Here is a 20,038-nt window from a genome sequence, read left to right as displayed (position 1 = left end):
TCCGTTCGCCCTGTTCTTCCGCATGGCCACAACACGGAACGGAGCGGATTTCATCCCTCCGCAACAATTGGACCGGCCTGCCCGGCCTGCCCGGCCTGCCTGGCCGCTGCCGCCGGGGTGACGGGCGTGAAGAAGTTGACGAGGTTGCCGTCGGGGTCGCGGAACAGCAGGGAGCGGTTGCCCCAGGGCATCGTGGTCGGCTCGGTGACGAAGTCGGTCACGAGACCGGTCAGGTTCCGGTACACACGGTCCACGTCGTCGACGAGGAACTCGGTGATCACGCTGTGGTTGTCCGCGGGGCGGGCGGAGCCCGGGGCGAACAGCGGGACGGTGCGGGTACCGGCGATCGCGAGGGTCGCGGCCGCGGTCCTGAGTTCGGCGAAGTCCTCGGTGGCCCAGGTCGCCCGCACCCCCGTGGCCCGCTCGTAGAACGCGACGAGGCGCGCCACGTCGCCGGTGATGATGCGGATCGAGACGAAGTCCATGGGATCTCCCTTGCCGTGCATGGCCGTGCCTGAGGTGTGCACTGCGCAGGCTAGGAGGAATAGTGGACAGAACCGGTCCGGTATTCGCGGCTTTCTGCGTTAGGTTTCTGCCCATGCCTCGCCCCACCGGCCGCGTGCTGACCCTCCTGGAGCTGCTCCAGTCGGGCGGCACCCGGACCATGGCCGAACTCGCCGACCGGCTCGGCGTCGAAGGGCGCACCGTGCGGCGGTACGTGGACCAGCTGATCGACCTGGACGTGCCCGTGGAGTCGGTGCGCGGCCGCTACGGCGGCTACCGGCTCGCCCCCGGGTACCGGCTGCCGCCGCTCATGCTCAGCGACGACGAGGCGCTGGCCGTGCTGCTCGGCCTGGTCGCCGGCCGCCGGACCGGGCTGACGGCGGCGGAGCGGACGGCGGGCGAGACGGCGTCGGCGAAGATCCGGCGGGTGCTGCCCAAGCACCTCGCCCGTCGCCTCGACACGCTCCTGGAGGCCCTCGCCTTCACGGACCGGCCCGGTGGGTTCGACATCCCGGACGCGGGTGTCCTGCTCACCGTCGCCGATGCCGTGCGCCACCGCCGTCCGGTCTCGATCCGCTACACCGACCGTGACGGACGGCGCACCGACCGCACCCTGCACGCGTACGGGATCGTCGCCCACTCGGGCCGCTGGTACGTCACCGGCACGGATCCCGGGATCGGCGAGGACCGGACCTTCCGGCTCGATCGCATCGCCGACGCCCGCACCCTGCCCGGCTCCTTCGAGGCGCCCGCGGGTCCCGGTCCGGCCGAGCGCGTGCTGTCGGGGTTCGCGGCGGCCGGGTACCGGCACGAGGTGAGCCTGCGGATCCACGGGACGGTCGAGCAGATCCGCGCCCGCCTTCCCGCCGGCGTCGCGACCGTGGAGGAGCACGAGCCCGCGGCGGACCAGGACGGGGCCGCGGCGGACCGGGACGAGGCCGCGGCGGAGCAGGACGGGGCCGCGGCGGACCAGGGCGTGGCGGCCGAGCGCTGGCTGCGCGTCGGGCTGCGGGCGGAGCGGCTCGACTGGCTGCCCCCGGTACTCGCCGCCCTCGACCGGCCGTTCGTCATCGAGCACCCCGCCGAACTGCGCTCCCTCGTCGCCGCGTTCGCCGACCGCCTCGCGTCCCGCGCCCGTCAGGTCTGACGGCGAGGACCCGGTGTCCGGGACCGGCCCGGCGCGCCCGCCCCGTGCCTCCGTTCGCGGATTCCCGGTGCAGGCACGAGGATGCGTGGCAGGGGAGCCCGGCGGGACCGGCCGCCACTGGAGGTCCGCATGGCGAGGTTGCTGTCCGTCAACGTGGGGATGCCCAAGGACGTCTCCTGGCAGGGCAGAACCGTCCGCACCGGGGCGTGGAAGTCGCCCGTGCCCGGCCGCCGTATGGTGCGGCGGCTGAACGTGGACGGAGACGGTCAGGGCGACCTGGCCGGGCACGGCGGGGAGATCCGGGCCGTCCTCGTCTACCAGCTGGAGTCGTACCGGTACTGGCGCGAGCGGCTCGGCCGCGACGACCTGGACTTCGGGATGTTCGGGGAGAACTTCACCGTCGACGGCCTGCCCGACGACGAGGTGTGCATCGGCGACCGGTACCGCATCGGCGAAGCCGAGTTCGAGGTGACCCAGCCCCGCGTCACCTGCTACCGCGTCGGCATGCGGCTGGGCGAGCCCGCCATGGCCTCGCTCCTGGTCGCCCACCACCGTCCGGGCTTCTACCTGCGGGTGATCACCGAGGGACGGGTCCAGGCCGGTGACGGGATCACCCGCACCCGCCGGGGCCCGGGAGAGCTCAGCGTCGCCGACACCGACGCGCTGCTCTACCTGCCCGGCCGCGACCCCGCGAAGCTGCGCACCGCCCTGGACATCCCCGCCCTCAGCCCCGGCTGGCAGCAGTCCTTCCGCGAACTCGCCGCCGCCGGGCAGTCCGGTCCCGAGGCGGGGTCGGGGCCGCCGGGCTTCAGGCCCCTCCGTGTCACCCGCATCGTCCCCGAGACCCCCGACGTCTCCTCGGTCCACCTCGGCACCACCGACGGCACGCCCCTGGCCGAGGCCCGCCCCGGCCAGTACCTCTCCCTGCGCCTCGCCGTCGACGGCACCGCCCGCGCCGTACGCAGCTACTCCCTGTCCACCGCACCCACGGACAGCGCCTACCGCATCAGCGTCAAACACGAGCCCCGCGGCAAGGTCAGCGGCTACATCCACACCCGGCTCCGCACCGGGGACCTCGTGGACGTCGCCGGCCCGCGCGGAACGTTCGTACTCGAAGAGGGCACCGGCCCGGTCGCCCTCCTCTCGGCGGGCATCGGCGTCACTCCCGTGCTCGCCATGCTCCACCGGCTGGCAGCCGTACGGGACCCACGCCCCGTCTGGTGGATCCACACCGCCCGCGACCGCGCCCACCACGCCTTCGCCGACGAGGCCCACGCCCTCCTGGCGCGACTCCCCCACGCCCGCGAGCACATCCACTACACCCACTGCACCTCGGAAACGCCGCCGCCCGGCGACGACCGCGTCACCCCGGGCCGCCCGACCGCCGCCTCCCTCACCGCCCTGGGCATCCCCGCCGACGCCGACGCCTACCTCTGCGGGCCGACCGCCTTCATGGACGACCTCTCCGGCCACCTGCGCGAACTCGGCCTGCGCCCCGAGCGGATCCGCACGGAGCGGTTCGGCGCGGTCGCCGCGGTCAACCCCGGCGTCACCGCCACCGCCGTGGTGCGCCCGCACCAGCCGCCCGGCCCAGCGGGCACGGGCCCCCTGGTCACCTTCGCCCGCACCGGCATCACCACCCCGTGGTCAGCCGCCCACGCCTCGCTCCTCGAACTCGCCGAGGCCTGCGACATCCCCACCCGCTGGTCCTGCCGCACCGGCGTCTGCCACACCTGCGTCACCCCCCTGCTGACCGGCGACGTCACCTACACCACCCCACCCCTCGAACTCCCCGAGCCGGGCACGGCGTTGGTCTGCTGCACCACACCGGCGACGGAGGTCGTCCTCGATCTCTAGGGGGTGACTTTCACGGCCGCGACGAACGGAAGCCATGCCGCGGGCGCGAAGATCACGGCGGGGCCGTGGGGGTGCTTGGAATCCCGGACGGGGATGCCGGAGGGGTGGGCGTCGAGGACTTCCAGACAGTTGTCAGCGTTGGGGCTGCTGTACGTCGACCTGCGCCAGCCGTTCAGTGCGGAAGCATCGGATATGGCCCGGTCAGTCATGGTGCCTGTACTCCTTCGCCGTAGCCCTGAGCAGAGCCAGTGACTCGTCCAACGGCCTTGCATCGCTCAGCGCAAGATCGTAGCGATGCTGCAACTCGCGGACCACGGACGGGGAATCGTGCACCTTTCCCGTCCCGTGCCCCTCGGTGTACGCCAGTGGCGGCTGGTCGTCGAACCACATGAGCCTGAGCGTGCCGTCCAGCAAGGGATGAAGTCCCACTGCAAACGGCAGCGCAGGGAAGCGGATACGTCCAGCCTAGGAATCCGACCGACCGGACGCGTCCCGGCGGCCGACGGTGATCGCCCACCGGACGCCCGCCGTCGCGGTCACCCGCACCGTGCCCGGCGTGTGGGGGCGCGCCGCGCCGCCGTTCATGTTCGTCTCGTTGTCGATGGTGTTGACCCGGCCGGCGACACAGTCGAACGGGAAGCTGAAGCCCAGCGGTTCGACCGTGACGGTCAGTTTGCCCTTGCCCTCGCAGTGCACCTGGACGGACAGGGTGCCGCTCCCGACGCCGCCTTTGATGTCCATCTCCCGGCCTCCGGTGGCGTTCGCCGCCTGGGCGACGACCTCGCCGTCGGGGAACGCCGGGGCCTTGGTGACGGAGTCCGATGTCCTGGTGTCGGCGGCCGGCGTCGCCGTCGCGGGGGCGGGAACGGGCGACGAGGTCGCGGGGGCGGGTGCGGCGCGGCCGGAGCCGCTGCTGCAGCCGGCGGCGGCGAACAGCGCGACCACGGCCGCGGATATCGCAGCGGCCGGCGCACTCGGGGTTCTCATGGACCCCATACTCGGGCACGGGTGGGGCCGGGCGGAGGTCGGACCAGGTGACGGTTCCTTAAAGCCCTGACCGCTCGTACAACCATTCGCGCGAACCCGTGTGTCAAGACGGGTATGACTCACAGACGAAGGAGAGGACTGGTCGCCACCGCTCTCGGCACCGGCTTTCTCATAGCCGGCGTGACCGTCGCCGCGCCCGCCTCGGCCGCCACGCCCACCGTCAGCTGCACGTCGTCCAAGGCGGCACTCGCCACGAAGCTGAAGAAGGACATCACCGCGGCCATCGCGAACCGCAAGGGGACGATCGCCGTCGGGCTGTACGACCGTTCGACGAAGACGACGTGCACCCTCCGGTCCACCACCCACTACGACTCGGCCAGCACGGTCAAGGTGACCGTCCTCGCCACGCTGCTGTGGGACGCGAAGAAGCACAACCGGTCCCTGACGGCCACCGAGCAGTCGCTCGCCAAGGCCATGATCACGCAGTCGGACAACGACGCGACCAGCAAACTCTGGAAGCAGCTCGGCCTGACGAAGATCAAGGGTTTCCTGAGCGCCGCCGGGATGACGCAGACCACCCCGGGTGCCGACGGCTACTGGGGCCTGACCCAGATCGACGTGCACGACGAGCAGAAGCTGCTCGCGCTCGTCACCGCCAAGAACACGGTGCTGAGTGACAGTTCGCGCGCCTACATCCTGAAGCTGATGGGGCAGGTCATCTCGTCCCAGCGCTGGGGCACCCCGTACGGCGCCCCGTCCGGTGTCTCCGTGCACGTCAAGAACGGCTGGCTGCAGCGGGCCACGCACGGCTGGCGGGTGCACAGCCTCGGCACGTTCACCGGCGGCGGCCACGACTACCAGATGACCGTGCTGACGCAGGACAACAGCACCATGAGCTACGGCATCAACACCATCCAGGCCGTCGCGAAGGTCGTCCACAAGGACCTCGCGGCCTCCTGAGTCCGAAGAGTCCACGGCGGCCGGAAATCGCCCCTGTCCTTCACGGGGCGGTCTCCACCCCGTCACCGATCCCCCCTACGGTGACCGCCATGCGCCTGCGAACCGTACTCGCCACCGTCACCGCCGGCCTGGCGGCGGCCACCTGTCTGTCCGCCACCGGGTCCGCCAACGCCGTCGTGAGCGGCACCGACTCGGCCAACACCGCTTCCGCTCACGCCTGTTCGTCCTCGGTCTCCCTCGACGGCTTCTCCGACGCCCTCGACAAGACGACCTTCGGCGGCTACTTCGTCGGCAACCTCTCCGCGCTCGCCGTGGACAAGGACGGATCCCTGGCCGCTCTCGCCGACCGGTCCTACCTCTTCGACCTGGACGCGAAGACGCTCGCGCCGAAGTCGGTCGTCGGGCTCGCCGACGAGAACGGCGCCGCGCTCGACTCCGAGGGCCTGGTCGTGGACCGCGACGGCACCCGCCTGATCACCTCCGAGACCGAGCCGTCCATCCGCCGTTACTCGGCGGACGGCAAGATCCTGGACCGGCTCCCCGTGCCGTCGTCGCTACTGGTGTCCCCGGCCGGGCGGGCCACCACCAACCAGACCTTCGAGGGCCTGACCCTCCTCAACGGTGGCCGCACCCTGCTGGCGTCGATGGAGTACGCCATCGCCGGCGACACCGCCGGGATCGTCCGCTTCCAGACCTGGACGCGGACGAAGGACGACCACTTCAAGCTGTCGGCCCAGTACGCCTACCGCACCGACGACCCGATCCTCGGCGTCCCCGAGGTGCAGGCGCTGCCCGACGGCCGCCTCCTCGTCCTGGAGCGCGGCTTCACCTCCGGCGTCGGCAACACCGTCCGCCTGTACCTGGCCGACCCGCACCGCGCCACGGACACCAGCGGCATCGAGAACCTCACCGGGCAGGCAGGCGTACGGCTGATAAAGAAGACCCTGCTCACGGACGTCGCGAGCTGCCCCTCGCTCGGTGCCACGGCCAAGCAGCCGCAGCCCAACCCGCTCCTCGACAACATCGAGGGCATGGTCGTCACCGGCCGCTCGAAGGGCGCGTACAAGGTCCTCCTGGTCAGCGACGACAACCAGAACCCGGCGCAGACCACGCGGTTCTACCGGCTGTCGGTGCGGGTGCACTGACCCGCCGGCACACCACCGGGGGCCGCTCCCGCCATGGGCAGGAGCGGCCCCCGGTGTCAGGCACGCGCCGGACAGCCCCTAGCGGACGTCCACGTAGTCGCCGGTCGCGGTGGACGGTGCGGTCGTCGCCGTACCGCCGAAGCTGTAGCGGAACCAGCCGTCACGGGCGGCGGTGACGGTCGTCTTGAGGGTGCCCGTCGAGCTGGTGCTGACGGTCTTCACCGTCGTGTAGGTGCTGCTGCCCTTCTTGCGGAACTGCAGCTTGACCGACTGGCCGGCGTAGCCGTGGGACTTGTTGTCGTCCCAGCTGGCCCGGGAGAGCTTGCCGGTGACCGTGAGGGTCCTGCCCTTCTTCACCGGCTCCGGCGCGGCGTTGACCGTCAGCGACGACTGACGCTGCACCTTGAACGTGGTGGCCGCGTCCCGGTGGATGTAGTCGTGGTCGTTGGCGGAGACCAGGGTGGAGAGGTTCCAGGTGGCCGCCGCGGTGTTGTCGACGAAGCCCGTCGCCGCCTGCGGGTCGAAGGTCAGCGTGCCGGTGCAGGTCGACGTGATGGCGCTCACCTTGACGCAGGTGATGTCGCCGTCGTCGTACCAGATCTGCGCGTAGTTCGGCTTCGGGCCGACGGCGTAGATGTACGTGGTCTCGGCGATGCCCGAATCGTCGGACGCGGTCACGGAGACCTTGGCGGACACCATCTTGGTGGTACCGACCACGACGGGCTTGCCGCCGTTGACGACGACCTTGTCGATCGTGATGTTGCCCGCTCCGCCGTCCGTCGCCTGGGCGACGGTGGCACAGGTCGCGGTGGCGACGAGTGCGGCGCTGGTGCTGAGCAGGGCGAGGCGCGTGGTCGCGCGCATGGACATCCCCCCGGAAGTCTCTGTTCGATCAGTCTGATCGAGCACCGGGAGACTACGGCTTTGGCCAACGGTTTACCACTTGATTACCGAGGGGGAGCGACCCCGGGCGCTTCTTACCCACATCTCACCCACGCACAGCCTGCCCCCAGGATCGGCACAGCCCGCGCCCATCGGCCGCCCGCATGGTGGGATGGTGACATCTGCCACCGATCCCACCCCCCACCCGCCCGTGTCCCCCGACTGGGGCCCGCCCACGGCGACGCCCGCGGCGACCCCTGCGGCTCCCCTGCCGGACAAGGCACCGCGCTGGTCGCTCCCCGCGCTGATCGCGATCCTGATCCTGGCGGCGGTGCTCTACTCCTGGAACCTCTCCGGTTCCAACATGAACACCTTCTACAGCGGCGCGATCTGGGCCGGTACGAAGAGCTGGAAGGCCTGGTTCTTCGGCTCCCTGGACCCCGGCAACTTCCTGACCGTCGACAAACCGCCGTTCGCGCTCATGGTCATGGGCCTGTCCTGCCGCATCTTCGGCTTCGGCACCTGGCAGATGATGGCGCCCGAGGTCGTGGTCGCGCTCGCCACGATCTGGATCCTGCACTCCACCGTGAAGCGGGTGTGGGGACACGGGGCGGCGACCGTCGCCGCGCTGGTACTGGCGCTCACCCCCATCACCGTCGCCATCAACCGCGACAACAACCCGGACACCATCCTCGTCTTCCTCATGGTGGCGGGCGCGGCGCTCGCCTTCCGCGCCACCCGTGACGAGAAGCTGCTCCCGCTGCTCGGCGCGGCGGCCTGCTTCGGTCTCGCCTTCAACACCAAGCTGCTCGCGGGCTGGATCGCGCTCCCCGCCGTCTTCGCGCTCTACCTGTACGCGTCGAAGGCCACCTGGGCGAAGCGCGCCGTCAACCTGGCCCTGGCAGCGGTCGTGCTGGCCGTCTCCAGCTTCTGGTGGGCGATCGCCGTCTCCCTGGTCCCGGCCTCCGACCGGCCGTACATCGGCGGCTCCACGGACGGCTCCGCCTGGGACCTGATCATGGGGTACGACGGTCTCGGCCGCGTCTTCGGCGGCGAGGGCAACGGCGGGGGCGGTGGCGGAGGCGGCGGCTTCTCCGGCTCCGCGGGCCTCGGCCGGATGTTCAACGACATCCTCGGCGGCCAGATCTCCTGGCTGCTCCCCTTCTCGGCGATCGCGCTCGTCGGCGGTCTGGTGCTGTGCGGCCGCGCCCCGCGCACCGACCTGAAGCGGATGGCGCTGGTCCTCTGGGGCGGCTGGACCCTGCTGCACTACGTGATCTTCGCGACCGCGCAGGGCACCATGCACCCGTACTACACGACCGCGCTCGCCCCGGGCATCGCGGTGCTGTGCGGCGGCGGTGGCGCGATGCTGCTGGAGGCGTTCCGCACCGACAAGCGGTGGATCTGGGTGCTCCCGGCCGCCTTCGGCGTCACCGGCATCTGGGCGATCGTGCTGCTGCGCCGGGCCTCCGACTGGAACACCTGGCTGTGGCCGACGATCGCGGTCCTGACCGTGGCCGGCATCGCGGGCATGCTGGTCTTCCGCTCCGGCAACCGGGCCCGGCTGCTGACGGCCTCCGTGGCGGCGGCCGTGATCGCGGCCCTTGCCGGCCCGACGGCGTACGCGGCGGCCGATCCGTTCGGCAGCTCGGCCGGCGGCGGCATGGGCGGTACGAACCCGACCGCGGGCCCCTCGACGGGCAGCGGCTTCGGCGGCGGACCCGGCGGTGGCGGCGGCAACCGGGGCGGTTTCCCGGGCGGCGGCACCGAGCAGGGCGGGCAGAACACCGAGGCCGGCGGCGGCTTCCCGGGCGGCATGAACGGCGAGGCCCCGGGCGGCGGCACCGGTACGAACGGCCAGGCACCCGGCGGTCAGGCACCCAGCGGTCAGGCCCCGGGCGGCAGCGGCGGCGGGCAGATGACGCCCGGCGGCGGCACCGGCGAGCTGCCGAGCGGCGGCACCGGTGAACTGCCCGGCGGCGGCACCGGCACCGGCGGCACCAGCCGCGGCGGCGGCGCGCCCGGCGGTGGCGGCATGGGCGGCAGCGTGAGCAGCGACCTGATCGCCTACCTGAAGAAGCACAAGGACGGCGCCACCTGGCTGCTCGCGGTCTCCAACTCCCAGTCCTCGGCGCAGATCGAGCTGAGCTCGAACGAACCCGTCATCTCCATGTGGGGCTTCACCGGCCAGGACAACGCGATGACCGTCGCCAAGCTCAAGGAGCTGGTGAAGGCGGGCAAGCTGCACTACATCCAGCTCGGCGGCGGCATGGGCGGCGGCCAGGGCGGCACCGACAGCGTCAGCTCCCAGGTCACCTCCTGGGTGGAGAAGAACGGCACGGCGGTGAAGGAGAGCGCGTACAGCAAGAGCTCCGGTTCGAGCTCGTCCTCGACGAGCTCCTCCTCGAACTCGTCGTCGGGCTCGACCTCTTCGACGCAGTCGACCACCTCGTCCCTCTACCGGCTGGACCCGTCGGACGTCAGCTGACGCACCGGCAGCACCGAGGCCCCCGACCGCACGGTCGGGGGCCTTTTTTTACGTCGCGTTTACCTGCGCGTCCTCATGTTCATGTCACCCTCCTTCTTGCCGCCTCGTCAACCCGCGTAGATGGGAAACTCTTTATGCTGGCGACACACATCCGGCGCTGGAAGTCGGTGGCCCTGACGACCGCAGCCGTCCTGGTGGGCCTCACCGCCCCCGCGCTGACGGCGACCCCGGCCGCCGCGACCACGACCGCGTACGACTCGACGTACTACAAGAACGCGATCGGCAAGACGGGGACGAGCCTCAAGTCGTCCCTGCACACGATCATCAGCGCGAACGTCACCAAGCTGTCGTACTCGGCCCTCTGGGACGCCCTGAAGAAGACCGACCAGGACCCGAACAACAGCAGCAACGTGATCCTGCTGTACTCGGGCATCTCGCGCAGCAAGTCCCTCAACGGCGGTGACAGCGGCGACTGGAACCGTGAGCACGTGTGGGCGATCTCGCACGGCGACCTCACCACGTCCACCGGCCCGGGCACGGACCTGCACCACATCCGTCCCGAGGACGTGGCGGTCAACGGCAAGCGCGGCAACCTCGACTTCGACGAGGGCGGCTCCACCTTCACCAACAGCGGCGGCAGCAAGGTCGACTCGGACTCCTTCGAGCCCCGCGACGCGGTCAAGGGCGACGTGGCCCGCATGATCCTGTACATGGCCGTCCGCTACGAGGGCGACGACGGGTTCGCGAACCTGGAGCCCGACGACAAGGTCGGCAACGGCTCCACCCCGTACATCGGCAAGCTCTCGGTCCTCAAGCAGTGGAACGACGAGGACCCGCCGGACTCCTTCGAGGAGAACCGCAACCAGGTCATCTACGACACCTACCAGCACAACCGGAACCCGTTCATCGACCACCCGGAGTGGGTGGACGCGATCTGGTAGGGGAGCCGGTCGTACTACTTACCTCACACAGGTGAAGTCGATCTTGGGCTCGGGCGTGTCCGCGTGACCGCCCAGCAGCATGGGGGCGCCCCGGCAGTTCCGCCGGGGCGTCCCCAACTCCCTTTCCGGAGAGCCCCGTGAAGCTGCGTTCCTGGTCCCTCGCCGCCGCCCTCGCCCTGACCGCACTCGTCGTCCCCGCGCAGAGCGCCTCCGCGCACGCGGCCGCCCCCTCCTGTCCCGACGGGTCGGTGTGCTTCTGGAGCGGGGAGGGCTTCGGCGGCTCCTACTGGGAGTGGACGGCCCGCAGCGGCTACCGCGACATGCCGCCGAGCCTCCACGACCACGTCGGCTCCTTCGTCGCCTCCACCCGCGCCTGCCTCGTCAACCGGTCCCCCACCGAGAAGCGCGACGTCTTCAACGGCGACTGGCGCTCCCAGTACCTCGGCGACTTCGGCGGCCGCATCGACGGGGTGGGGGCGGGCGCCTGCTGACCCGCCGGGGCGGGCCGGTCCGGGGACGGCGCCCGAGCCGCCCTCACCCGAGCACGTCCCGCGCGACTGCGTCCTGGCGCTGCATCAGGGACCGCCAGGCCGTGAGGGTCGCGGGGTGCGCGTCGAGCCAGGCGCGCTGGACGACGGCCAGTCTGGCGTAGGCCGTGCGCAGGTAGCCGGTGTCGGACTTGCAGCGGAGGTCGGCCCTGGCCACGGGGTTGGTCGCGAAGTCGGTGTCGCGGGGCAGGCTGTCGAGCAGGTTGACCGGGTCGTCCGTCTCGACCCCGGCGGCCCGCATGCAGCGCGCCCAGCGGACGTCGGCCGCGCGGAAGGCCGGATCCTTGTCCAGGTCCTTGCGGGCCTGTTGTTCGCCCTCGCCGAGCTGGATGGTCGTCCGGAGCCACCGCAGGCGCTCGCTGCCCAGCAGCCGCTTCTCGGCCTCGGCCTGGCAGCCCTCGGCCGGCCAGGACACCTTGATGGTCCTGCCCCGGGCGGAGATACGACGGTCGTCGGGGCCGTAGAGCGCGGCGAGGAAGGCCTTGCTCTCCCGCTGTTCCGACGCGGACGGCCCGGGACTCGCGGTGGCGGCGGTCGGCGATTCCAGGCCGAACGGCAGCGGGTGGTCCGCGTCGGCGGTGCCCGGCCGGGGGATCTCGGCCGGGGTGTACCGGTGGCCGTGGGCGGCCATGCACCGGACGGCCAGCCGCCGTTCCGCCTCGGCGATCCGCCACTGCCGCTCGCTGGGCGCGTGCAGGACGGGATAGAAGGGCAGGCGGGCACTGAGTTCGGCGGTGTCCGTCGCATGCTGCAGGCCGGCGGTCGCGGCCGGGCCGGACCGGTCGGCGTACACCCAGGCGGCGCAGGCGACGACGACCACGGCGGTCGCGAGTGCGGCTGTCTTACGGGTTACCAAGGTCTTCCTCCTCCCGGCGCGGTGGATCCGGCGGCGAGCCGCCGGATCCGTGACGGAGCGCGGGTCAGTAGCAGCCGCCCGGGTTCGAGGTGGTCAGCGAGAGGGAACTGGCCGACAGCGCGGCCGACAGCTCCTCGACCTGGCTGCCCGGCTTGACGCAGAAGAGCATGCCGCCGCCGTTGTTGATGTCCAGGTAGTACCTGGAGTAGTAGCCGCCGGTGCTGGAGTTGCTGGCGGACCAGGCGTTGTCGTTGACCGTCGTACCGGAGCCGCTGCTGCCGTACGTCGTGTCGTTGAAGGTGTCGTTCGTGAAGTTGCTGTCGCTGTTGAAGTACGAGTGCCGCGCGCTGCTGAAGCTGGACCAGAACACACAGTGGTAGCCGCCGGCGCAGTTGGTACCGGCCGACGCGGGCGACGCCGTGACGACGCCGCCGACGGCGAGCCCCGCGGCCAGTGCGGCCGTGGCGGCGAACGCCCTGCGCGACCGGGCCCATCTGGACAGTGGTGTCATAGACATGACATTCCTTTCATGTCGGTCTCAGGTGGCCCGAACAACACTGGCAGCACATCAGCCGCTTTCCCATGCCTTGCGGTCACAGCCGAAAAGCCCAGGTCAACGCCGTAAGTCCGGCACAACCTGCGATTCACCAGTGAACGGACACATGTCCGAATAACGCCCGTGACAGGTGTTGTCAGCCGAGTCCGGTGGCGGCCATGATGACTCGGTCCGGCCACAACTGGCCGGAATCAGGGGGGCGGCCGCCGTGCTGCGGCCGGACGGGGGGACCGTCGTGCTGCGCATCCATTTCACCGAGGCCGATCTGGCCCGCACCCGGCTGGCGTCCGAGCCGGATCCGCTCTGGGAGATCGCCCTGAGCCTGCACCGGTTGCAGACCCAGCAGGGGCGCAGCGCTCACGCGGAGTGGTACCGGACCACCCGCGGCCGGCTGGCGGACGAGGGTCTGGAGGCGGCCTTACGCCACTTCCTGGTGCCGCTCTTCCCCAGATCCGCGTACTTCCCGGACTTCCTGACCCCGCCGGAAGGCGCGCAGGGCCTCGCGGCCGGTCTGGCGGCGATCGTGGACACCCCCGCCGACCGGGTCCGCCGGGAGGTGGCGCGCTTCAGGTCGGTGGGGGCGCCGCCATGGGCATCGCGCCTCGTGGACCGCGGGACACGTCAGGACCTGGCGGGCGCCCTGCGGCGGTACCACGAGGTCGCCGTGGCGCCCTACCGGGAGCGGGCGCTGGCCCGGGTGGAGGCGGACCGCTCGGTCCGGGGGCGGGTGCTGCTGGCCGACGGCGTGGACGGGCTGCTGGGCGGGCTGGGGCCGCAGATGCGCTGGGAGGCCCCGGTGCTCCACGTGCACTATCCGGCGGAGGACCGGGACCTCAGGCTCGGCGGACGCGGGCTCCTGCTCGTGCCGTCGTACTTCTGCTGGGGCCCGCCGATCGCGCTGGCCGACTCGGCGCTGCCGCCCGTGCTGGTCTACTCCCTGCTGCGCGAGACCCGGCCGGCCGCCGTGGGCCGGCCGCTCGGCGCGCTGCTCGGCCGGACCCGGGCCCGGGTGCTGCGCGGCATCGCGCCTGGCTCGACCACCGGCGAACTGGCCCGGCTGGCCGGGGTGTCGGCGCCCACGGTGAGCGAGCACCTCACGGCCCTGCGGGACGCGGGGCTCATCAGCAGCCTCCGGTACGGCACGAGCGTCCTGCACACGCTCACCCCGCTCGGGGCCGCCCTGCTGCAGGGCGCGGAGCAGCCGGCGACCCCGGTCTCCTGAGCCGCGGTCAGCCCAGGTGCGTCGGCGCGAACATCCGCAGCAGGGCCGGGAGGACGACCACCGAGGGACCGGGAGCGGCGAGGGCCTTCGCCAGGTCCGTCTCCAGGGTCTCCGGGGTCGTCCGTACGGCCGGGACGCCGAAGGACTCGGCCAGGGCCACGTAGTCGGGGCGGGCCAGTTCCGTCGCCGTGGCCTCGCCGAAGGCGCCGGTCATGTACTCGCGCAGGATGCCGTAGCCGCCGTCGTCGACGATCAGCCAGGTGACCGGGAGGTCGTGCTGCCGGGCCGTCGCCAGCTCGGCGACGGAGTAGAGGGCGCCGCCGTCGCCGGAGACCGCGAGCACCGGGCGGGTCGGGTCGGCGGCCGCCGCGCCCAGCGCCGCCGGGAAGCCGTAGCCGAGGCCGCCCGAGCCCTGGGCGGAGTGCATGAGGTTCGGCGCCTGGGCGTCGAACGCCGACCAGGCCCAGTACGCCAGGATCGTCATGTCCCAGAAGGACGGGGAGCCGGCCGGCAGGGCGCGCCGGACCGACGCCAGCACCTCCTGTTCCAGGGTGAGTTCCTGGGCGGCGATGCGGGCGGCGACCCGGTCGAGCACGGTCCGTACCCGGTCCGCCGCCTCGTCGTCCTCGCGCGGGGTCACCGTCTCCAGGAGCGCCTGGAGCGCGAGGCGGGCGTCCGCGTGGATGCCGAGGGCCGGGTGGTTGGACTCCAGCTTGCCGAGGTCCGCCTCGATCTGGACGACCCGGCCGCGCGGCTTGAACGTGTGGTAGTTCGAGGAGAGTTCGCCGAGTCCCGAGCCGACGACGAGCAGGACGTCCGCGTCCTCCAGGAAGTCGGTGGTGTGCCGGTCCTCCAGCCAGGACTGGAGGGAGAGCGGGTGGTTCCAGGGGAACGCGCCCTTGCCGCCGAAGGTGGTGACGACCGGGGCGTTCAGCGTCTCGGCCAGCTGCCGCAGTTTGCCGGAGGCGTCCGCGCGGACCACCCCGCCGCCCGCGATGATCGCCGGACGGGCGGCACGGGACAGCAGGTCGGCGGCCACCGCGGTCAGTTCGGGGCGCGGGGGGAGTTCGTCCGGGGTCGCGTCCACCGCCGTCACCACGGGCAGCGCGGTCTCGGCGAGGAGCACGTCCTGCGGGATCTCCACCCACACCGGGCCGTGCGGGGCGGTCAGCGCCGACTTCCAGGCCGCCGCGAGCGCGGACGGGATCTGCGACTGGGTGCGGACGGTGTGGACCGACTTCACCACGCCCCGGAACGAGGCGGCCTGGTCCGGGAGTTCGTGCAGGTAGCCGTGGCGGCCGCCGCCGAGGCCCGCGGTGGGGATCTGGCTGCTGATCGCCAGCACCGGGGCGGCGGCGGAGGCCGCCTCGTGCAGCGCGGCCAGCGAGGTCAGCGCGCCGGGGCCGGTCGACAGGAGCAGCGGGGCCGCCTCGCCGGTGATCCTGCCGTAGGCGTCCGCCGCGAAGCCCGCGTTGTTCTCCACCCGCAGGCCGACATAGCGCAGCGAGGAGCGGCGCAGGGCGTCGAACATGCCGAGGGCGTGCTGGCCGGGCAGCCCGAAGACGGTGGTCGCGCCGAGCCCGGCCAGGGTCTCCACGACCAGGTCCCCGCCGTTGCGGCCGGCGGGCGGGTTCAGGGCTGCGGCCGTCTGCGCCTCGGTCGGGCGGAGCACCAGGTCGTGGTCGTGGGTCACTTCGCGCGCGCCTCGGCAATCTGTCGGGTCATGATCGTGGTCAGTTCGTACGCCGTGTGCGAGGCCGCCACCGAGGTGATCTCGGCGTGGTCGTACGCGGGGGCCACCTCGACGACGTCCGCCGAGACGAGGTTGCAGGAGGAGAGCCCGCGCAGGATCTCCAGGAGCTCCCTGGACGTCATACCACCCGCCTCGGGCGTGCCGGTGCCCGGGGCGTGCGCCGGGTCAAGGCAGTCGATGTCGATGGAGATGTAGAGCGGGCGGTCGCCGATGCGCTGCCGCAGCTGGTCGGCCACCTCGTCGGCGCCCCGGCGGTAGATGTCCGCCGAGGTCACGATGCCGAAGCCCAGCTTCTCGTCGTCGGTCAGGTCCTGCTTGCCGTACAGCGGCCCGCGGGTGCCCACGTGCGAGAGGGCGGAGGTGTCCAGGATCCCCTCCTCCACCGCCCGCCGGAACGGGGTGCCGTGCGTGTACTCGGCGCCGAAGTAGGTGTCCCAGGTGTCGAGGTGGGCGTCGAAGTGGAGCAGCGCGACCGGCCCGTGCTTCTTCGCGACCGAGCGCAGCAGCGGCAGCGCGATGGTGTGGTCGCCGCCGAGGGTCATCAGCCGGGCGCCGGTGCCGAGGAGATCGTCCGCGGCCGCCTCGATGGTCTCGACGGCCTCGTTGATGTTGAACGGGTTGACGGCGATGTCCCCGCCGTCCGCCACCTGCGCCAGCGCGAAGGGGGAGGCGTCCTGTGCCGGGTTGTAGGGGCGCAGCAGCCGGGACGCCTCGCGGATGGCGTTGCCGCCGAAGCGGGCGCCCGGCCGGTACGAGACGCCCGAGTCGAACGGCACGCCCACCACCGCGACGTCGGCGCGGCCGACCTCGTCGAGGCGGGGCAGCCGGGCGAAGGTCGCGGGACCGGCGTACCGCGGTATGCGGGAGGAGTCGACGGGGCCGCGGGGCGTCTCGTTGCCGCTCATGAGGGGGTGCCTTCTTTCCTACGCTTCATCGCGTACGTACCGCTATGCACTGCTTCTGCTACGACTCTACTGGTGGGCCGGAACCGGTTCGGACACGAGTTCGGGGGTGCCCCGGCCCGCGAGCCGCTCCCGCCAGTTCGCCAGCACGGCCGCGTCGGTCGGCCGCGTCGCCAGGGAGACGGCGACATAGGCGACGAGGGAGGAGAGCAGGCCGTAGTAGACCGGCTCGTTGGCGAGGATGCCGTAGCCCGCCATCAGGCCGATCACCGCGAGGCCGCCGACGACCACGGCGGCGAGGGCGCCCTGGACCGTGCCGCGCTTCCACAGCAGCCCGCCGAGGATCGGGACGAGGAGACCGCCGACGAGCAGGTTGTACGCCACGGTCAGCGCCTCGACGACGTCGTTGAGGGCGATGGCCGTGCCGATCACCCCGACCCCCATGACCAGGATGAGGGCGAGCAGGCCCAGGCCGATGGTGAACACCATCCAGGCGCCGGACAGCCCGTACTGGTACCCCAGTCCGACCCCGCCGATGGTGGACGCGCCGCCGAGGACGATCGCGGCCATGGTGCCGGAGTACATGACGGGCCCGAGCCGGCGTCCGGCCACCAGGAAGTCGCTCTTGGACCTGGCGCGGCGCATGCCCCACCAGCCCATGGCCAGCATGCCTGCCAGATAGATCACGATCACTGCGTAGTCGACGGCCACAGGGCCCTCCTTCGCTGGGGGTCTCGCCGGCGGGTGACGGACACCGACACTAGGTGGCCGGGAAGCGGCTGCGAAGTGTACGTTTCATCCATTCGAGCCGTACCGGACGGAGGAAACGCACACCGTGCCGGACCCTGCGCTTCCCCCCACGCCACCGACGCCCGCCGTGCCCCTCGCGGCCCTGCTGGCCCGGGAGGACCTCGCCCTGCGCCTGATCGCCGGGCCGTCCGGCCCCGCCCTGGTGATCCACTGGGTGCACACCTCGGAGATGGCCGACCCGTACCCGTACCTGCTGGGCGGGGAGCTGCTGCTGAGCGCCGGGGTGCACATCCCGGAGGCGGCGGGCTCGGGCACCTACTTCGACGACTACGTCGGGCGGATCGTGGCGGCGGGCGGCGCGGCCCTCGGCTTCGGGGTGGCCCCCGTGCACGACACGGTCCCGCGTGCCCTGGTCGAGGCCTGCGACACCTACGGCCTCCCGCTCGTCGAGGTCCCGCCGCAGACCACGTTCACCGCGGTCGCCCGCGCGGTCTGGCAGCTGATGGCCCAGGCCCGCCTCGCCGAGCTGCGCCGCGTCACCGAGGCCCAGCAGAGCCTCGCGGCCGCCGCGGGCCGCCCCGACCCGGTCCCGTCGGTCCTGCGCCAGCTGGCCCAGCGGGTGGCCGGCTGGGCGGCCCTGTACGGCCCGGAGGGCACGGAGATCGCGTCGGCGGGCCGGGAACCGGAGACACCGGTCCGCGCCGCACTGGCCGAGCTGACGGAGGTCGTACGGCCGTCGGGCCCCGGCACCCCCACCTCCGCCACCCACGCCACCGCCGGCACCCACCTCGCGGCCTACACCCTCAGCACCGGCTTCGCACTCGGCGTGGCCACCCCGACCCGCGAACCGGGCGACCACACCATCACCTCGGTGGCCACGGTCCTCCTCACCCTCCTCACCGGCGAACAACAGAGCGGCTCGGGCGCGGCCCGCACGTCAGCACTCGTACGACTCCTGCTGGGCGGCAGCCCGGAGGAGGTGGCACCCCTACTGGGCGGGGACGACAACTGGTTCGTCGTACATGCCTGCTCTGACAGCCAACGCGACCTTCCCTACTCAGGGGCGCGGGGAACTGCGCGACCAGCCCCCAAGCACCCGCACCCGCCCGACCTCCTCGCCGCCACCGCGCTGGGCGCCGCACTCGGCTCACCCCTCATCGACCCCGTAGGGGACATCGTCCAGGTCCTCGTCCCCGCCGACCAAACCCCTCACCCACAGCCCGGCTGGACCCTCGGCGTCAGCGCCCCCGTACCCGCACAACAGCTGGCCCTCGCCGGCACCCAAGCGGCACGCGCCATCGCCCGAGCGCGAGCGACCCGCACCTCGCTGGTGAGGCACGGCAGCCGCCCCGGCCTGGCCGAACTCGTCCCGAGGGAAGAAGCGCAGGCCCACGCCCGCGCCCTCCTCGGTCCCCTCGCGGAGCGCCCCGCCCTCACCGAGACGCTGCGCACCTGGCTCTCCCTGCACGGCAGTTGGGACCGTACGGCGGTCGCCCTGGCCGTCCACCGCAACACCGTGCGGCACCGCATCGCCCGCTCCGCGGAGCTCCTCGGCGTCGAACTCGACGACCCGGACGTGCGGATGGAGCTGTGGTTCGCGCTGCGGCAGGACTGAGTGACGCACGTCCCAGCGGGCGATACGCAGGGAAATCGCGCAGTGCGCTGCCTCACAATGGAGCCATGCCGATACCCGGGACGCCCAGCCGCGCCGAGCTCGTAGAGCACCTTGTGAAGACCCGTATCGCGGGCGATGTCGCCACGCCCCGCGAGAACAACCTGCTCCACTACCGCAAGCTGGCCAACGGCGAGCGCAACTGGTGGCTGGGACTGGAACTCGGCGACCGCTGGACCGACGAGCAGGACGTGCTGGCCGTGATGGCCGAGCGGGTCGGGGTGAACGACGACCCCGAGTACCGGTACGGCCAGGACACCATCGACCCGGAGCTGACCGTGGACGGCCTGGACCGGCTGGCGGCGCGGCTGCGCAAGGCGGCCGAGGGGCGGCAGCGGGTGCTGTTCGCGACCGGTCACCCGGGCGGTCTGCTGGACGTGCACCGGGCGACGGCGGCCGCGCTGCGCACCGCGGGCTGCGAGATCGTGGTCATCCCGGACGGCCTGCAGACGGACGAGGGATACGTCATGCAGTTCGCCGACGTGGCGGTCCTGGAGCACGGTGCGACGCTGTGGCACACGCACTCCGGGGAGCCGATGAAGGCCATTCTGGGCGGACTCGAACGCGAGGGCCGCCCGCTGCCGGACCTGGTCGTCGCCGACCACGGCTGGGCGGGCTACGCGGCGCAGGTGGGCCTGGACTCGGTCGGGTACGCGGACTGCAACGACCCGGCGCTGTTCCTCGCCGAGTCGGAGGGCACCCTCCAGGTGGCCGTACCGCTGGACGACCATGTGCTCAGCCCGCGGTACTACGACCCGCTGACCGCGTATCTGCTGGCCGGGGCGGGACTGGCCTGACCGGCCGATGTGCGGCCCCCGGGAGCGGGAGCCGCACATCGTGGCCTGGTCCTAGACCCTGATTCCCTGGT

The 20,038-nt window shown here is 72.0% G+C and carries 20 protein-coding genes; 10 read left to right on the top strand and 10 right to left on the bottom strand.

Annotated features, from left to right (window positions below):
* Nucleotides 1-50 precede the first annotated feature (50 nt).
* Nucleotides 51-485 (bottom strand): VOC family protein, encoded by a 435-nt coding sequence (locus tag ABZ887_RS16160; RefSeq protein ID WP_361288921.1) that lies wholly within the window; start codon nucleotides 483-485, stop codon nucleotides 51-53.
* A 113-nt stretch (nucleotides 486-598) separates the two neighbouring features.
* Between ABZ887_RS16160 and ABZ887_RS16155 the strand changes: the two genes are divergently transcribed.
* Complete coding sequence (locus ABZ887_RS16155) at nucleotides 599-1,651, top strand: YafY family protein (protein ID WP_361288918.1); 1,053 nt, start codon at nucleotides 599-601, stop codon at nucleotides 1,649-1,651.
* Nucleotides 1,652-1,780: 129 nt separating this feature from the next.
* Nucleotides 1,781-3,508 (top strand): MOSC and FAD-binding oxidoreductase domain-containing protein, encoded by a 1,728-nt coding sequence (locus ABZ887_RS16150; protein ID WP_361288915.1) that lies wholly within the window; start codon nucleotides 1,781-1,783, stop codon nucleotides 3,506-3,508.
* Here the strand turns inward: ABZ887_RS16150 and ABZ887_RS16145 are convergent.
* From ABZ887_RS16145 to ABZ887_RS16135, 3 genes are read right to left on the bottom strand one after another with little or no spacing between them, the layout of a single operon-like run.
* Complete coding sequence (locus tag ABZ887_RS16145) at nucleotides 3,505-3,717, bottom strand: DUF397 domain-containing protein (protein ID WP_361288912.1); 213 nt, start codon at nucleotides 3,715-3,717, stop codon at nucleotides 3,505-3,507. The genes ABZ887_RS16150 and ABZ887_RS16145 overlap by 4 nt on opposite strands.
* Nucleotides 3,710-3,964 (bottom strand): Scr1 family TA system antitoxin-like transcriptional regulator, encoded by a 255-nt coding sequence (locus ABZ887_RS16140; RefSeq protein WP_361289311.1) that lies wholly within the window; start codon nucleotides 3,962-3,964, stop codon nucleotides 3,710-3,712. The genes ABZ887_RS16145 and ABZ887_RS16140 overlap by 8 nt, the downstream gene beginning before the upstream one ends.
* Nucleotides 3,965-3,973: 9 nt before the next feature.
* Entirely contained in the window at nucleotides 3,974-4,495 is a 522-nt protein-coding gene (locus ABZ887_RS16135) for a hypothetical protein (protein ID WP_361288909.1), read from the bottom strand.
* Nucleotides 4,496-4,609: 114 nt separating this feature from the next.
* Between ABZ887_RS16135 and ABZ887_RS16130 the strand changes: the two genes are divergently transcribed.
* A complete protein-coding gene (locus ABZ887_RS16130; protein ID WP_361288906.1) occupies nucleotides 4,610-5,455 on the top strand; it encodes a serine hydrolase in 846 nt (281 codons plus the stop codon).
* Between the two features lie 89 nt (nucleotides 5,456-5,544).
* Nucleotides 5,545-6,600 carry an esterase-like activity of phytase family protein gene (locus ABZ887_RS16125; protein ID WP_361288903.1) on the top strand — a complete coding sequence of 352 codons (1,056 nt, stop codon included), beginning with the start codon at nucleotides 5,545-5,547 and terminating at the stop codon, nucleotides 6,598-6,600.
* 78 nt (nucleotides 6,601-6,678) lie between these two features.
* On the opposite strand, the gene ABZ887_RS16120 is transcribed toward ABZ887_RS16125, so the two are convergent.
* Nucleotides 6,679-7,464, bottom strand: a complete 786-nt coding sequence (locus tag ABZ887_RS16120) for a calcium-binding protein (RefSeq protein ID WP_361288900.1) — start codon at nucleotides 7,462-7,464, stop codon at nucleotides 6,679-6,681.
* A gap of 193 nt (nucleotides 7,465-7,657) precedes the next feature.
* Between ABZ887_RS16120 and ABZ887_RS16115 the strand changes: the two genes are divergently transcribed.
* From ABZ887_RS16115 to ABZ887_RS16105, 3 genes are all read left to right on the top strand, one after another.
* Nucleotides 7,658-9,970: a glycosyltransferase family 39 protein gene (locus tag ABZ887_RS16115; RefSeq protein ID WP_361289308.1), complete on the top strand. Its 2,313-nt coding sequence runs from the start codon at nucleotides 7,658-7,660 to the stop codon at nucleotides 9,968-9,970.
* A gap of 134 nt (nucleotides 9,971-10,104) precedes the next feature.
* Nucleotides 10,105-10,911 carry an endonuclease gene (locus tag ABZ887_RS16110; RefSeq protein ID WP_361288897.1) on the top strand — a complete coding sequence of 269 codons (807 nt, stop codon included), beginning with the start codon at nucleotides 10,105-10,107 and terminating at the stop codon, nucleotides 10,909-10,911.
* 137 nt (nucleotides 10,912-11,048) lie between these two features.
* The gene (locus ABZ887_RS16105; protein ID WP_361288894.1) at nucleotides 11,049-11,402 is read left to right on the top strand and encodes a peptidase inhibitor family I36 protein; all 354 of its coding nucleotides are present in this window, start codon (nucleotides 11,049-11,051) and stop codon (nucleotides 11,400-11,402) included.
* A 43-nt stretch (nucleotides 11,403-11,445) separates the two neighbouring features.
* Here the strand turns inward: ABZ887_RS16105 and ABZ887_RS16100 are convergent, their stop codons facing one another.
* Nucleotides 11,446-12,315, bottom strand: a complete 870-nt coding sequence (locus ABZ887_RS16100; RefSeq protein ID WP_361288891.1) for a hypothetical protein — start codon at nucleotides 12,313-12,315, stop codon at nucleotides 11,446-11,448.
* A gap of 64 nt (nucleotides 12,316-12,379) precedes the next feature.
* Nucleotides 12,380-12,832 (bottom strand): hypothetical protein, encoded by a 453-nt coding sequence (locus ABZ887_RS16095; protein WP_361288888.1) that lies wholly within the window; start codon nucleotides 12,830-12,832, stop codon nucleotides 12,380-12,382.
* A gap of 274 nt (nucleotides 12,833-13,106) precedes the next feature.
* Here ABZ887_RS16095 and ABZ887_RS16090 point away from each other — a divergent pair, with 274 nt between their 5' ends.
* Nucleotides 13,107-14,093 (top strand): winged helix-turn-helix domain-containing protein, encoded by a 987-nt coding sequence (locus ABZ887_RS16090; protein ID WP_361288885.1) that lies wholly within the window; start codon nucleotides 13,107-13,109, stop codon nucleotides 14,091-14,093.
* 7 nt (nucleotides 14,094-14,100) lie between these two features.
* Here the strand turns inward: ABZ887_RS16090 and ABZ887_RS16085 are convergent, their stop codons facing one another.
* The 3 genes from ABZ887_RS16085 to ABZ887_RS16075 form a co-directional block, all read right to left on the bottom strand.
* Nucleotides 14,101-15,786, bottom strand: coding sequence for a thiamine pyrophosphate-binding protein (locus ABZ887_RS16085; RefSeq protein WP_361288882.1), 1,686 nt, complete (start codon nucleotides 15,784-15,786; stop codon nucleotides 14,101-14,103).
* Nucleotides 15,783-16,751 carry an agmatinase gene (gene speB / locus ABZ887_RS16080; protein ID WP_361288879.1) on the bottom strand — a complete coding sequence of 323 codons (969 nt, stop codon included), beginning with the start codon at nucleotides 16,749-16,751 and terminating at the stop codon, nucleotides 15,783-15,785. Before speB ends, ABZ887_RS16085 begins: the two co-directional genes overlap by 4 nt.
* A gap of 66 nt (nucleotides 16,752-16,817) precedes the next feature.
* Nucleotides 16,818-17,459 (bottom strand): hypothetical protein, encoded by a 642-nt coding sequence (locus tag ABZ887_RS16075; RefSeq protein WP_361288876.1) that lies wholly within the window; start codon nucleotides 17,457-17,459, stop codon nucleotides 16,818-16,820.
* A 124-nt stretch (nucleotides 17,460-17,583) separates the two neighbouring features.
* On the opposite strand from ABZ887_RS16075, the gene ABZ887_RS16070 reads away from it, so the two are divergent.
* Complete coding sequence (locus ABZ887_RS16070) at nucleotides 17,584-19,113, top strand: PucR family transcriptional regulator ligand-binding domain-containing protein (RefSeq protein WP_361288873.1); 1,530 nt, start codon at nucleotides 17,584-17,586, stop codon at nucleotides 19,111-19,113.
* A gap of 65 nt (nucleotides 19,114-19,178) precedes the next feature.
* Nucleotides 19,179-19,967: a phosphatase gene (locus ABZ887_RS16065; RefSeq protein ID WP_361288870.1), complete on the top strand. Its 789-nt coding sequence runs from the start codon at nucleotides 19,179-19,181 to the stop codon at nucleotides 19,965-19,967.
* Nucleotides 19,968-20,038 lie beyond the last annotated feature (71 nt).

Origin of the sequence: Streptomyces sp. NPDC047061 (genome assembly GCF_040643955.1) — a bacterium.
Taxonomy (GTDB): domain Bacteria; phylum Actinomycetota; class Actinomycetes; order Streptomycetales; family Streptomycetaceae; genus Streptomyces.
Note: the sequence above shows the minus strand (reverse complement) of the source record. Positions and strands in the feature narration are given on the sequence as shown.